The organism is Allobosea sp. ASV33, from assembly GCF_016428755.1.
Taxonomy (GTDB): domain Bacteria; phylum Pseudomonadota; class Alphaproteobacteria; order Rhizobiales; family Beijerinckiaceae; genus Allobosea.
Genome location: NZ_JAELTI010000123.1, coordinates 1 through 13490 on the forward strand (window position 1 = coordinate 1; position 13490 = coordinate 13490).

The 13490-nt window shown below is 66.1% G+C and carries 15 protein-coding genes and 1 pseudogene; 8 read left to right on the forward strand and 8 right to left on the reverse strand.

The window, feature by feature from the left end:
• Both JHD80_RS24315 and JHD80_RS24320 read right to left on the reverse strand, forming a co-directional pair.
• Positions 1–273, reverse strand: a pseudogene (locus JHD80_RS24315) (malate synthase A); the annotation flags it as partial.
• A 56-nt stretch (positions 274–329) separates the two neighbouring features.
• The gene (locus JHD80_RS24320) at positions 330–554 is read right to left on the reverse strand and encodes a hypothetical protein (RefSeq protein ID WP_199092677.1); all 225 of its coding nucleotides are present in this window, start codon (positions 552–554) and stop codon (positions 330–332) included.
• Positions 555–574: 20 nt separating this feature from the next.
• Here JHD80_RS24320 and JHD80_RS24325 point away from each other — a divergent pair, with 20 nt between their 5' ends.
• On the forward strand, positions 575–1936 hold the full coding sequence (locus JHD80_RS24325) for a TadE/TadG family type IV pilus assembly protein (protein ID WP_199092679.1): 1362 nt from the start codon (positions 575–577) through the stop codon (positions 1934–1936).
• On the opposite strand, the gene JHD80_RS24330 is transcribed toward JHD80_RS24325, so the two are convergent.
• Genes JHD80_RS24330 through ygfZ form a run of 3 tightly spaced genes read right to left on the reverse strand, consistent with a single transcriptional unit; the run spans position 1911 to position 4071 of the window.
• Positions 1911–2531 (reverse strand): YfbR-like 5'-deoxynucleotidase, encoded by a 621-nt coding sequence (locus tag JHD80_RS24330; protein WP_199092681.1) that lies wholly within the window; start codon positions 2529–2531, stop codon positions 1911–1913. The two genes, JHD80_RS24325 and JHD80_RS24330, sit on opposite strands and share 26 nt — an antisense overlap.
• The gene (locus tag JHD80_RS24335; RefSeq protein ID WP_199092683.1) at positions 2531–3175 is read right to left on the reverse strand and encodes a DNA-3-methyladenine glycosylase I; all 645 of its coding nucleotides are present in this window, start codon (positions 3173–3175) and stop codon (positions 2531–2533) included. Before JHD80_RS24335 ends, JHD80_RS24330 begins: the two co-directional genes overlap by 1 nt.
• Positions 3172–4071: a CAF17-like 4Fe-4S cluster assembly/insertion protein YgfZ gene (gene ygfZ / locus JHD80_RS24340; protein WP_199092685.1), complete on the reverse strand. Its 900-nt coding sequence runs from the start codon at positions 4069–4071 to the stop codon at positions 3172–3174. The genes JHD80_RS24335 and ygfZ overlap by 4 nt, the downstream gene beginning before the upstream one ends.
• A 151-nt stretch (positions 4072–4222) precedes the next feature.
• Between ygfZ and JHD80_RS24345 the strand changes: the two genes are divergently transcribed.
• The 4 genes from JHD80_RS24345 (at position 4223) to JHD80_RS24360 (ending at position 7998) form a co-directional block, all read left to right on the forward strand.
• The gene (locus tag JHD80_RS24345; protein ID WP_199092687.1) at positions 4223–5563 is read left to right on the forward strand and encodes a dihydroorotase; all 1341 of its coding nucleotides are present in this window, start codon (positions 4223–4225) and stop codon (positions 5561–5563) included.
• 182 nt (positions 5564–5745) lie between these two features.
• Positions 5746–6168 carry a YciI family protein gene (locus JHD80_RS24350; RefSeq protein ID WP_199092689.1) on the forward strand — a complete coding sequence of 141 codons (423 nt, stop codon included), beginning with the start codon at positions 5746–5748 and terminating at the stop codon, positions 6166–6168.
• A 74-nt stretch (positions 6169–6242) separates the two neighbouring features.
• The gene (locus tag JHD80_RS24355) at positions 6243–6668 is read left to right on the forward strand and encodes a YciI family protein (RefSeq protein ID WP_199092691.1); all 426 of its coding nucleotides are present in this window, start codon (positions 6243–6245) and stop codon (positions 6666–6668) included.
• 61 nt (positions 6669–6729) lie between these two features.
• The gene (locus JHD80_RS24360) at positions 6730–7998 is read left to right on the forward strand and encodes an RNA polymerase sigma factor (protein WP_199092693.1); all 1269 of its coding nucleotides are present in this window, start codon (positions 6730–6732) and stop codon (positions 7996–7998) included.
• 242 nt (positions 7999–8240) lie between these two features.
• Here JHD80_RS24360 and JHD80_RS24365 read toward each other — a convergent pair whose 3' ends face one another.
• Entirely contained in the window at positions 8241–9587 is a 1347-nt protein-coding gene (locus JHD80_RS24365) for a UDP-glucose dehydrogenase family protein (RefSeq protein ID WP_199092695.1), read from the reverse strand.
• A gap of 219 nt (positions 9588–9806) precedes the next feature.
• Here JHD80_RS24365 and pgm point away from each other — a divergent pair, with 219 nt between their 5' ends.
• Both pgm and JHD80_RS24375 read left to right on the forward strand, forming a co-directional pair.
• Positions 9807–11465 (forward strand): phosphoglucomutase (alpha-D-glucose-1,6-bisphosphate-dependent), encoded by a 1659-nt coding sequence (gene pgm / locus JHD80_RS24370; RefSeq protein WP_199092696.1) that lies wholly within the window; start codon positions 9807–9809, stop codon positions 11463–11465.
• A 49-nt stretch (positions 11466–11514) separates the two neighbouring features.
• Entirely contained in the window at positions 11515–11745 is a 231-nt protein-coding gene (locus JHD80_RS24375; RefSeq protein WP_199092697.1) for a hypothetical protein, read from the forward strand.
• 138 nt (positions 11746–11883) lie between these two features.
• Here JHD80_RS24375 and JHD80_RS24380 read toward each other — a convergent pair whose 3' ends face one another.
• Positions 11884–12522: an isochorismatase family protein gene (locus JHD80_RS24380; protein ID WP_199092698.1), complete on the reverse strand. Its 639-nt coding sequence runs from the start codon at positions 12520–12522 to the stop codon at positions 11884–11886.
• 127 nt (positions 12523–12649) lie between these two features.
• Between JHD80_RS24380 and JHD80_RS24385 the strand changes: the two genes are divergently transcribed.
• Positions 12650–13339, forward strand: coding sequence for a TetR/AcrR family transcriptional regulator (locus JHD80_RS24385; protein WP_199092699.1), 690 nt, complete (start codon positions 12650–12652; stop codon positions 13337–13339).
• A gap of 27 nt (positions 13340–13366) precedes the next feature.
• Here the strand turns inward: JHD80_RS24385 and JHD80_RS29425 are convergent, their stop codons facing one another.
• Entirely contained in the window at positions 13367–13477 is a 111-nt protein-coding gene (locus JHD80_RS29425) for a hypothetical protein (RefSeq protein WP_465246554.1), read from the reverse strand.
• Positions 13478–13490: the final 13 nt, after the last annotated feature.

The following is a 13490-nucleotide window of genomic DNA, read 5'->3' on the forward strand; positions in this document are numbered from 1 at the left end:
GTCGAGCAGGTCGGCTGGGATCGCCGCGACGGTCCAGTCGCCTTCGCGGATATGCTTGGTCTCGGCCAGGAAGTCCGGCGTCTCGCCGGCGTCGAAGCGCTTCTGGCGCTCGGCCCGGAGCGCGAGCAGGCGCTTGCGGGTCTCGTTGAAGCGGCGATGCAGGTCGGCGACGAAAGTCAGCGCCTCGGTGGTGAGAATCTGCTCGAAGCCTGGTTGCAGGGCGCCCTTGACGGCGACGCCGGCCGGCGGGGCGAGAGGGGGGGTGTTCGACATGGGAGATCCTCCGATCACGTTGAGCCCATCATTCCGCGAAAGCGCGTGTTGCAAAATCAGGAAAAAATGACGATCACTTGTTCTGTTTTGGAAGCAATCCCGATTTCGGGAAGAGAAACCATATCTGCAATCAATGGTTGTGTTGTCGTTGTAATAAACGCAGCGTGACGTAACGGCAGAGACTTTCGATTCAAAATGTGCAGATAGGCTCGACTTCCGCAAATCGGCTTCAGCAATTCGTAAGCTCCGGCCGCCAACGCTTCCAGGGTCGAATGCGGCAATCTGGCCCTGGATGAGACACATGATGAAGTTCGGTTCCCTGCCTGAGGCGATCAGGCGCTTCCGCCGGGATCGGCGTGGCAACGTGCTGATGATGTTCGGGCTCGCGCTCGTTCCTCTGATGGGGGTCGTGGGCGTGGCCGTCGACTATTCCCGCGCCAGCAGTGCCCGGCAGGCGCTCAACTCAGCGATCGACTCCGCCGCTCTGATGGCGGCGCGTGATGCCCAGAAGCTGACCGATGCGCAATTGACCGCCCGTATCAATGCCTGGATCAGCGACAACCTGCCCGCCGATGTGAAGAGCCAGTTCACGGGCGCCACGATCGCGATCGACCGGACGGCTCGGACGATCAAGATCACCGCCCAGGCCACTGTGCCGACGACTGCCGCACGCGTGCTCGGTACCACGCAGCTTCCCGTCGGCACCGTCAGCCAGTCGACCTGGGGAACCAACACGATCGAGCTCGCGCTGGTGCTGGATAACACCGGTTCGATGGCGAATAACAACAAGATGACCAATCTGAAGACGGCCTCGAAGAGCCTGCTCACGATCATGAAGAATGCCGCGATTACCCCGGACCAGATCCGTGTCTCGATCGTGCCTTTCAACACTCAGGTTCGGATCTCGCGCTCGTTCATGGACGATACGTGGATGCGCTACGGTGCAACGCGCAGTATTACTTGTAGCTCTGGTATGAAGAGCTGCAAATATACAAACCCGATATCCGGAGCCAGTGTTAACGTCACCGATACAAGTAATTTTACTTGTACGAATAACGGCAAGAATTGCACTGATACCATGACGAAGCTGGTTTGGGCTACTGGGAGCCAGGGCTGCATCATGGATCGTGATCAGAACTTCGACACCACGGACGGAGGGGCGTATTCGGCGAGCGCTCAGCAATATCCCGCCTTCTGGTGCAGCCAGACTTCGCTGGCGGAGACGATGGCGTTGAGCTCCGACTGGACGGCGTTGTCGGCGCGGATCGACACGATGACGCCGGTCGGCAACACGAATGTCACGATCGGTGCGATCTGGGGCTGGGCGACGCTGACGCAGGGGCCTCCCTTTACCGAGGCGAAGCCGGCCACCCAACCGAACCTCAAGAAATACATGATCCTGCTGACCGACGGTGACAACACCGAGAATCGCTTCACCGGCAACCAGAGCCAGATCGATGCCCGCACCCAACTGGCCTGCACGAACGCCAAGGCAGGCGGCATCACCATCTATACAATCCGGGTCATCGACGGGAATGCGACGCTCCTGCGCAACTGCGCCTCCGACCAGAGCAAGTATTACGACGTGCAGGATGCTGCGCAGCTCGATCCGATCTTCAAGGCGATCGCCAACGAGATCAGCGCGGTGCGCCTGACTCAGTAAGGCCGAGCGCGGCGCAGCGCGCGAGGAAGCGCGCCTGCGCCGCCTCGGTATCGAGCGGATCGAGCCAGGACAGGACTTCGGCCGGCAGCGCTTGCGGCCGGCCGAAGAATTTCAGGGCCTCCTCGCGGCCGAAGCCGGCGAGGCGCGTCGCCTCGAAGAAGGCGGCGATGGTGTCGGCCTCCTTGATCTTTCGTTTCAGCGCGGCCGGGGTGGCGGCCGGCAGGCCGAAGCGAAGGTGGATCGCCGCGAGCAGGCGCAGTTCCACGCTCTTGTAGGCATCGCCCATCACCACCTTGAACGGCGAGATCATGTCGCCGATGACGTATTCCGGCGCGTCGTGCAGCAGTGCCATCAGGCGCCAGTCGTCGCTCCAGTCCGGATTGAGATGGGCCGCGATCGCCTCGACCAGCAGCGAATGCTGCGCCACCGAGAAGGAATGGGCGCCGCGCGTCTGACCGTTCCAGCGGGCGACGCGGGCGAGACCATGGGCGATGTCCTCGATCTCGATATCGAGCGGCGAGGGGTCGAGCAGATCGAGCCGGCGCCCCGAGAGCATGCGCTGCCAGGCGCGCGGCGGTTCCGGCTTGCGGGCCATCAGGCGGCGGGGCGCGAGTCACGCGCTAGCGCGGCGCATTCGCTCCAGCGGAAGCAGCCGGTCAGGTGGTCGTTGACCAGTCCGCAAGCCTCCATGAAGGCGTAGACGATGGTCGGGCCGCAGAAGGTGAAGCCGGCCTTCTTCAGCTCCTTGGAGATCGTCTCGGACAGCTTGGTCTGGGTCGGCACTTCGCCTTGCGTCCGATAGCTGTTCTGCAGCACGCGGCCATCGAGATGCTTCCAGAGGAAATCGGCGAAGGGCTCGCGCTCGCTGATCCTGAGATAGGCCTGCGCGCTCTTGATCGTGCCCTCGATCTTGCCGCGATGGCGGATTATGCCGGGATCGGCGAGCAGGCGCTGGACATCAGCCTCGGTGAAGCGGGCGACGGCTTCGGGTTCAAAGCCGGCGAAGCCGGCGCGGAAGGCATCGCGCTTCCTCAGGATCGTGATCCAGGAGAGGCCGGCCTGGAAGCCATCGAGGATCAGCTTTTCCCAGAGGGCGCGGGAGTCGTATTCCGGCACGCCCCATTCGGTGTCGTGATAGGCGAGGTAAAGCGGTTCGGTGCCCGGCCAGCGGCAGCGGAACTTGCCGTCCGCCCCCTGGATCGCGATGCGTTCTTCGCTGACGATGACGGCGTCGCTCATAGGGCAGCTCCTGCGGCGGCGCCGAAGCCCGCTTCGCCGGGGAAGGGGAAGCGGATGAAGCCGGGCTTCTCCGCGAGATGGAAGGGCATCCCGCCGCCGAGCGGAGGCGTGCCTGCAGCAAGCGCATCGGCCAGCCGGTCGAGCCGGAGCATGGCAAGTGCCCGGCCGTTGGCGCCAGAGCCGATGCTGCCGAGCGGCTTGCCGCCGGCCGTCGCATCCGCGCCGGTTTCGGCCGCGATGCCCTCGTCGAAGACGATCGGCACGACGCGGGTGCGCGCCGTGCCGCGATGCTGCATGCGGGAGACGACCTCCTGCCCGATATAGCAGCCCTTCTTGAAGGAGACGCCGCCGAGCTGGTCGAGCAGCGCCTCATGCGGAAAGGTGTCGCCATAGGCGAAGTCGCGGCCGCCTGCGGGCACGCCGAGCGCGATGCGGCGGGCGTGATAGGCCTCCGGCTCGGCGGTGACGAGCGCCTCGATGCCCTCCCGATCGGCGATGGCGCGCTGGCCGAGCGCCGGCAGGCGCGGGTCGTCATAGACCAAACCGATATCCGCGGGCAGCGGTGCGCCATCCGCCGAGGCCAGGACGGCGCTCTTCTCGGTGAGGTCTTCAAGCGTCACCTTGGCGCGCAGCTTGTAGAGCTTCAGGCGTTTCATCAGGTCGGCGGTCTGGAGCAGGGGCGTGTCGAGCAGGAAGCCGCCGCCATCTTCCGGCGCCAGCGCAAGGATGAAGAAATCGCAGATCATCTTGCCTTGCGGCGTCAGCAGCGCGCCGTAGCCGGCCTGTCCGGGCACGACCGGATCGAGATCGTTGGTCACAAGGTTCTGCAGGAAGTCGCGCGCATCGTCGCCGCTGATGCGGATGACGCCGCGATCGATCAATCGTGTGACGGACATGGGCAGCCGTTCCAGTTCTGATGTCGGGCCGAGGCTCGTCAGCCGAATGGGGATGAGGGCGCCACCCGAAAACTGTTTGGGCTTCCGGGACGGCGCGTTGGCCGATAGGTAGGCTGCATCGGCCTTTCGCTCAACCACCCGGAGACGCACCATGCCCCAGACCTACGACGTCATCCTCAAGGGCGGCACGGTGGTGAACCAGGATGGCCGCGTCGCACGCGATGTCGGCGTCACCGGCGGCAAGATCATGGCGCTCGGCGATCTCAGCCAAGCCTCGGCCGGCGAGGTCGTGGACTGCACCGGCCTGCACATCCTGCCGGGCGTGATCGACAGCCAGGTGCATTTCCGCGAGCCGGGCCTCGACCATAAGGAAGACCTGGAGAGCGGCTCGCGCTCGGCCGCGCTCGGCGGCGTGACCTGCGTTTTCGAGATGCCGAACACGATCCCGCAGACGACGACGCCGGAGGCTCTGGCCGACAAGATCAGGCGCGGGCGCCATCGCATGCATTGCGATTTCGCCTTCTGGGTCGGCGGCACGCATGAGAACGCCAACGACGTGCCGGAGCTGGAGCGGCTGCCGGGCGCGGCCGGCATCAAGGTGTTCATGGGCTCCTCGACGGGAGACCTGCTGGTCGAGGATGACAGGGGCGTCGCCGAAATCCTGAAGCGCACCCGCCGCCGCGCCGCCTTCCATTCCGAAGACGAGATGATGTTGCGCGAGCGCATGCCGCTGCGCGTCGAGGGCGATCCGTCGAGCCATCCAGTCTGGCGCTCGCCCGAGGTGGCGCTGACCTGCACGAAGCGATTGGTGCGGATCGCGCGCGAGACCGGTGCGCGCGTCCATATCCTGCATATCTCGACCGGCGAGGAGATGGTCTTCCTGAAAGACCACAAGGATGTCGCGACCGTCGAGGTTCTGCCGAACCACCTGACGCTGGTCGCGCCGGATTGCTACGAGCGCCTCGGCACCTATGCCCAGATGAACCCGCCGATCCGCGACGACAGCCATCGCCAGCGCATCTGGTGGGGCGTCGAACAGGGCATCGTCGATGTCCTCGGTTCCGATCATGCGCCGCATACGCATGAGGAGAAGCACCATGCTTATCCCGCGAGCCATTCCGGCATGCCCGGCGTGCAGACGCTGGTGCCGATCATGCTCGACCATGTGAATGCCGGCCGGCTGACGCTGGAGCGCTTCGTCGATCTATCGAGCGCCGGGCCGCAGCGCATCTTCGGGCTGGAAGGCAAGGGCCGTATCGCGGTCGGCTACGATGCCGATTTCACCATCGTCGACCTGAAGCGCCGCGAGACGATCACCAAGGAGTGGAGCGCCTCGAAATGCGGCTGGACGCCCTATGACGGCGTCACCGTCACCGGCTGGCCGGTCGGCACCTTCGTGCGCGGTCTCAAGGTGATGTGGGAGGGCGAATTGACGACGCCGTCGCAAGGCGAGCCGGCCCGCTTCCTGGAGGCGCTCCCGCGCAGCGCCTGAAACGGATCGGCGCCGCCCGCGTTTGGCTCCGGATGAGCGCGCGGGCGGCTTCGCAAAAAAATCGAAAAAAGATTCCCGGCGCTGTCGATTTCCGCCGCGCCCGTTCGACGTGCAGTCAGAGAACGGGTTTCGGCGGTTCGCGCCGAAGCCGCCCGGTTCTCCCAAACCCAAGGAGAAGACCGATGCGTGTGATGGTTCTGGTCAAGGCGAGCAAGGACAGCGAAGCCGGCGTGATGCCGGATCCGGAGGTCTTCGCGAAGATGGGCGTCTACAATGAGGAACTGATCAAGGCTGGCATCCTGCTCGCTGCGGAAGGCCTGCAGCCGACGTCCAAGGGGCTGCGCATGCGCTTCTCGGGCAGCGAGCGGGCGATCACCGACGGCCCCTTCGCGGAGACCAAGGAGCTGCTGGCCGGTTTCTGGCTCTGGCAAGTGAAGTCCTTCGACGAGGCCGTCGAGTGGCTGAAGCGCGCGCCCTTCGACGGCGGCACCGAGATCGAGCTCAGGCCCGTCTTCGAGATGGAAGATTTCGGAGACATGGTGACGCCGGAACGGCGCGAACGGAAGGATAACCTGCGCGCCGAATTCGAGAAGCGCCCCGGCTGAGCCGGCCCGGTATCCCAGATCCAACTCAAGGGACGGTGCAGGCGATGCCGCCCGTCCCTCAAAGGAGAAAACCGATGCGTTTCATGGTGATGGTCAAGGCGACGAAGGACAGCGAAGCCGGCGCTCCGCCGAGCCAGGAGCTGCTCGAGGCGATGATGGCCTATAACGAAGAGCTGGTGAAAGCCGGCATCATGAAGGGCGGCGACGGCCTGCAGCCCAGCTCGAAGGGCGCGCGCGTCCAGTTCGACGGCGCCAAGCGCGCCGTCGTCGACGGGCCCTTCGCCGAGACCAAGGAGCTGGTCGCCGGCTATTGGCTGTGGGAATGCGCCTCGCTCGACGAGGCGATCGCCTGGGTCAAGCGCTGCCCCAACCCGATGCCCGGCCCGTCCGAGATCGAGATCCGGCCGCTGTTCGAGCTGGCCGATTTCGGCGAGATCGTCACGCCGGAGACGGCGGCGCAATGGGACCGGCTCAAGGCCGAGTCCGAAGGGCAGGGCTGATCGCCGGCGCCTTGCCTGCGCCCCTTGCCAGCCGACGGGCTGATGGTGTGTATCGCTTTCCATGTCGGGCAGCGATGCACACCGCACCATCGAGACGGTCTGGCGCATTGAGGCGCCCCGGCTGATCGCCGGGCTCGCGCGGCTGACCCGCGATGTCGGCCGGGCCGAGGAACTGGCGCAGGACGCGCTGGTCGCGGCGCTCAGGCAATGGCCCGAAGAGGGCGTGCCGCGCAATCCGGCGGCCTGGCTGATGCAGGTCGCCAAGCATCGCGCCGCCGATGCGGCCCGCCATGAGATCATGGCCCGGCGCAAGCGGGACGAGATCGGCCGCGATATCGACAGTGAAGGGCCGGCGATGCCGGATATCGACGAGGCGCTCGACGACGAGGTCGGCGACGACCTGCTGCGTCTGATCTTCACCGCCTGTCATCCCGTCCTGCCCAAGGAGGCGCGGATCGCGCTGACGCTGCGCCTCCTGGGCGGCCTGACGACGGAGGAGATCGCGCGCGCCTTCCTGGTGCCGGAACCGACCATGGCGCAGCGCATCGTGCGGGCGAAGAAGACGCTGAGCGAGGCCAGGGTGCCTTACGAAGTGCCGGCTGGCGCCGAGCTCGGCGAGCGCCTCGCCTCGGTGCTGGAGGTCGTCTACCTGATCTTCAACGAGGGCTATTCGGCCACGGCCGGCGAGGACTGGGTCCGGCCGGGCCTGTGCGAGGAGGCGCTGCGGCTCGGACGCATCCTGGCGGCACGGGCGCCTGACGAGCCCGAGGTCCATGGCCTCGTGGCGCTGATGGAATTGCAGGCTTCGCGGCTCAGGGCTCGCGTCGGCCCAGACGGCGAGCCGATCCTGCTGCTCGACCAGAACCGCGCCCGATGGGACCGGTTGCTGATCGGGCGTGGGCTTGCCGGGCTGGAGCGGGCACAACGGCTCGCGGGGGCGGCGCCGGGGCCTTACCTGTTGCAAGCCGCGCTCGCCGCCTGTCACGCCCGCGCCCGAACCGCCGAGGAGACCGACTGGAAGCGGATCGTCGCGCTCTACACCGTGCTTGGACAGGTGACCCCGTCGCCCATCGTGGAGCTCAACCGCGCCGTGGCTGTCAGTATGGCGGATGGGCCGGAGGCCGGGCTAGCCGTGGTCGAGGCGCTGACCGGCGAGCCGGCGCTGAAGCGCTATCACCTGCTGCCGGGCGTGCGCGGCGACCTGCTCGCCAAGCTCGGCCGCCATCGCGAGGCTGCGGAGGCGTTCGATGCCGCGGTCGCGCTCACGCAGAACGCGCGGGAGCGGGCGCTGATGCAGGAAAGAGCGGCGAAGGAGCGTGCGGCCGGTTAGGCGCTGCGGGCAGCTTGTGTCCGGGCGTTGTCGCGGTCTCGCTGTCATTCCGGGGCTTCGCGGCAGCGAAGAGCCCGGAATCCAGAACCGATGCCACTCCCACGAAAGGCGCGGTCAGGCCGTCGGTCCATTCTGGAACGGCATCGGTTCTGGGTTCCGGGCTCAGGCCTGCGGCCTGCCCCGGAATGACAGGGAGTTCCTAGCGTAATCGCGCGCTCGGGAGGCTAGGTCCGAAGCCCTTATCAAGCCGCGCTTTCGGCTTCCTTGCCTTCGGGCGCGTCGATGCCGCGCCCGACATCGGCATAGGTGAAGCCCTTGGCGCGGACCTGCTCGGCCCGGTAGACATTGCGCAGATCGACCAGGACCGGCGCCGCCATCGCCGCCTTGACCCGGTCGAGATCGAGCGCGCGGAAGATGTTCCACTCGGTCACGATCACCGCGGCATCCGCACCGGCGACGCATTCATAGGCGTCCTTGCAATAGGTCACGCCAGCCGGCAGGACGGCCTTGGCCTGCTCCATGCCCTCCGGATCATAGGCGCGGATCGTAGCACCGCCATCCATCAGGGCGGTGACCACCGCGATCGAGGGCGCGTCGCGCATGTCGTCGGTGTTCGGCTTGAAGGTCAGGCCCAGCACCGCGATCGTCTTGCCCCGCACCGCGCCGCCGCAGGCCGCGATCACCTTGCGCCCCATCGCCCGCTTGCGCTGGTCGTTCACCGCCGCCACCGTCTCGACGATGCGCGACGGCGTGCCGTAATCCTGCGCCGTCTTGATCAGGGCGAGCGTGTCCTTCGGGAAGCAGGAGCCGCCATAGCCCGGCCCGGCATGCAGGAACTTGGAGCCGATGCGGTTGTCGAGGCCCATGCCGCGGGCGACGTCCTGGACGTTGGCGCCGACCTGCTCGCACAGGTCCGCGATCTCGTTGATGAAGGTGATCTTCGTCGCCAGGAAGGCGTTGGCGGCGTATTTCGTCAGCTCGGCCGTGCGCCGGCCGGTGTTCAGGATCGGCGCGTTGTTGAGATAGAGCGGCCGGTAGATATCGGCCATCACGGTGCGCGCGCGCTCGTCGTCGGTCCCGACGACGATGCGGTCCGGGCGCTTGAAATCCTCGATCGCCGCGCCCTCGCGCAGGAATTCCGGGTTGGAGACCACGGCGAAATCGGCATCGGGCCTGAGCTCGCGAATGATGCGCTCGACCTCGTCGCCGGTGCCGACCGGGACCGTCGACTTGGTCACGATCACGGTGTGGCCCTTGAGCGCCCCTGCGATCTCGCGGGTGGCGGCATAGACATAGGACAGATCGGCGAAGCCGTCGCCGCGGCGCGACGGCGTGCCGACCGCGATGAAGACGGCGTCGGCCTCGGCCACAGGCCCGGCGAGATCGGTGGTGAAGGACAGACGCCCCGCCGCCGCATTCGTCCGCACCAGATCCGACAGGCCCGGCTCGAAGATCGGGATCTCGCCGCGCTTCAGTGCCGCGACCTTGCCCTCGACCTTGTCGACGCACACCACCTCATGCCCGAAATCGGCAAAGCAGGCGCCCGACACAAGCCCGACATAGCCAGACCCAACCATCACGATCTTCATCGATAAACCCTGTCAGCGAGATGATGTGCAGGGCGCGTACTAGCCCGCCTTTGCGACATAGGCGAGAAAAAAGCAGATCTGCAGAGGCGGCGAGCGTCGCGAGAATGAGATCATTGCGGTTGCAACCTGCCGCGAGCCTGTCGCATTCCGTTGCAACTCTGTTCATGCCGGCGTCTATAAGGGATGTCGCATCCTGACTTGCCTAGAACGAGAGCCTACATGAGCGATACCGTGAGTCCCCTGGCCGGCAAGCGGCTCGAGCCCGGCCAACTCGTCGATGTGGCGGCCCTCACCAAGGCCTATTACGAGCAGCCCGACCCCTCACAGCGTTCGCAGCAGGTCGCCTTCGGCACCTCGGGCCATCGCGGCTCGGCGCTGCTGCGCTCCTTCAACGAGGCACATATCCTGGCGATCGCGCAGGCGCTCTGCCTCTATCGCCGCGAGCAGGGGATCGACGGGCCACTCTTCCTCGGCATCGATACGCATGCGCTTTCGCGCAACGCCTTCGAGACGGTGCTGGAGGTCTTCGCGGCCAATGGCGTCGCCACGATCGTCGACGAGAAGCTCGGCTTCACGCCGACGCCGGTGATCTCGCATGCCATCATCGCGCATAATCGCGGCCGAACCGCAGGCCTCGCCGACGGTGTGGTGATCTCGCCCTCGCACAACCCGCCCGCCGATGGCGGCCTGAAATACAATCCCCCGCATGGCGGGCCGGCCGATACCGACGCGACCGGCTGGATCGAGAAGCGCGCCAACGCCTTCCTCGCCGAGAAGCTCGCCGGGGTCCTGCGCATGCCCTACGACAAGGCGCTGAAGAGCGAGCATGTCCACCGGCACGACTACATCACCGGCTATGTCTCCGACCTCGCCAGCGTGGTGGACATGGAGGCGATCCGGCAGGCCGGCGTCGTGATCGGCATCGATCCGCTCGGCGGGGCCGGGCTCGACTACTACCAGCCGATCATCGACCGCTACGGGCTGAACGCGACGATCGTCAATAAGGAGGTCGATCCGACCTTCGGCTTCATGACCGCCGACTGGGACGGCAAGATCCGGATGGACTGCTCCTCGCCCTATGCGATGGCGAGCCTGATCGGCATGCGCGACCGCTTCGACGTCGCCTTCGCCAACGATACCGATGCCGACCGGCACGGCATCGTGACCCGCAGCAGCGGATTGATGAACCCGAACCATTATCTCGCTGCGGCCAGCGCCTATCTCTTCGCCAACCGGCCGGGCTGGCGCGCGGATGCGGCGATCGGCAAGACGGCGGTGTCGAGCGCGATCATCGACCGCGTCGCGGCGAAGCTCGGGCGCAAGCTCGTCGAGGTTCCCGTCGGCTTCAAATGGTTCGTCGACGGGCTGATCTCGGGCAGCTTCGGCTTCGCCGGCGAGGAGAGCGCCGGGGCCTCCTTCCTGCGCATGGATGGGACGGCCTGGACGACCGACAAGGACGGCATCATCCTCGGCCTGCTGGCGGCCGAGATCACCGCGAAGACCGGCAGCGACCCCGGCGTGCTCTACGGCAAACTGACGGCGGAACTGGGCGAGCCCCGCTATGCGCGCGTCGATGCGCCGGCGAGCGCGAGCCAGAAGGCCGTTCTCAAGAATCTGTCGGCGGAACAGATCGCGACGAAGGAGCTGGCAGGGCAGCCGATCACGGCGATCCTGAGCAAGGCTCCGGGCAATGGCGCGCCGATCGGCGGCGTCAAGGTCACGGCGGCGGATGGCTGGTTCGCGGCGCGCCCGTCCGGCACCGAGGAGGTCTACAAGATCTATGCCGAGAGCTTCCGGGACGAGGCGCATCTCGCCGCGATCCAGGAAGACGCGCGCCGGATCGTCGGACAGGCTTTCGCGGCGGCCGGGGCCGCCTGACATCAAGGGAGGCCGGCGCCTGCTGTGACCGGTGCCGGCTTTCGATCAATTGTCGATCGAGGGCGCGCGCTCGACCAGTTCAAGGAAGATCGCGGCGCAGGCCAGCCAGGCAATCATCGACCAGATCAGCATCGTTTCCCCCGAATTTATGTGTTTTTTTCAGCATAACGCAGGATTCGGGCTCGGCAAGCGCTCGTTGATTTCGGTGAAGTGCCAGTGGCTTACGTGCTGTGGACGCCGGAAGGGTGCGGCGCTTTTGCCGCAGGTAACGGCCATCTGATTCGACTTGCCGAAGCGTTGCGCATGGCCTGGCGATCCCCGTGACGGAGCGCCGAGGCGACGGCCGCCATGGGCCGTCGCGTTCTTTTCGGTCCGCTTGAGCAGGCTGTTGTCATCGATCGCAGCGGCGATGCCGGCCTCAGGCTGCGTTCTGCCTGTGCCAGTCCTCGAGATAGGCCAGCACGGTCTTGAGGTCGGACACGTCGACATAGCGGCGGCCGAGATCGCGGAGATTGTCGCGATGCGGCTGCTCCTCGATATCGCCGACGCAATCCTCCGGCACGATCGTCCGGTAGCGGTAGCTGAAGCTGTCGATCGAGGTGGCGCGGATGCAGCCCGAGGTGTTGCAGCCGGTCACGATCACCGTGTCGACGCGCTCCTTGTTGAAATAGTCGCTGACGCCGGTGTTGAAGAAGATCGACGGCGCCTTCTTGCAGATCGTGAGGTCGTAATCGGGGTCGTAGATGCGCGGGTCGAAGGCGGCGCTCGGGTGATCGTGCCGGAAGGTCTCGCGCACGGCGGTGATCTTCCAGTAGGGCATCTCGCGTTCGCTCATATAGGCCGTGTTGCAGTTCGCGACCGGCACGTTGTAGCGGCGGGCGACCTCCAGCAGCTTCGCCGTGTTCTCCACCGCGCGCATGACGAGCGGCGCCCCGCCGAGCGGATACTGGGCGTCGGTGAAGCCGGTCTGGAAATCGACGACGACGATGCCGGGCTTCTTGCCGAAGCCGACCGGAATCTCGCCGTAGCTCCTGTTCCTGTAGTCGTCATCCGTCATCGCTTCCTCCTCTGCGCGAGCGATCATCGTCGCTGTGAGAGGACGGTATCTCCTTGAAAAAATCAGGCAAGATTGTTTTTATTGTGCCGGATTTGCCAGTCGGGCGCTGGAACAGGGGAGCGATGAGATGGAAGCGGTTAGGGCGAAGGCTTCGCGCTCCGAGCGCCAGCAGCAGGCGCGCAGTGTCGCGACCTATGAGCGGCTGATCGGGGCCACGCTCGATGTCATCCATGACGTCGGCTATCACGCGGCCACGACCCAGGAGATCGCGGAGCGGGCGCAAGTGTCCCGCGGCGCGTTGCTTTATCATTTCCCGGCCCGGGCCGACATCATCCTGGCCGCAATGGAGCGGTTGCTCGACGATGGCACGGCAGAGATCCGCGCCGTCGCCTTGCGCGTCCAGGAGGGCGAACTCTCGCTGGAGGGCTTCGTCGGCTTCCTCTGGGAGCTGTTCTCCGACCGCTTCTTCTATCTGTCCCTGGAAATGATCACCGAGGCCCGCAACGATCCCGGCCTGCGCGAGCGGATGATCCCGGTCGTCAAGCGCTTCCACGAGGCGCTCGACGCGACCTGGGTGGAATTCTGCAATCCGCAGACGCGCACCCCCCGCCAGGCCCGCATCATTCTCAACCTGACGGTCTGCCTGGTGCGCGGCATGGGCGTGCAGACCGTGCTGCGCCAGGATTCCGGCTATTTCGCCGATATGATCGAGGCCTGGAAGGCGCTGCTCCCGCAACTGGTCGAGGGCAGGGCCGGCGACGCGATGTTCGGCGCCGCCCGATTCCGCGAGCCGGGCGGCGCGATGCCGAACGCGTGAGAAAGCGTCGGCGAGCGCGGCGCTGCCTTATGCGGTTCGCTCGAAGGTGATGGTGTGCTGCAACGGATCGGCGGCGGTCAGCTTGACCCGGATCTGATCGCCAGGCTTGCCGCCGGGTCCCCGAAGGCGTGCGACCACGGGCAGATCGCAG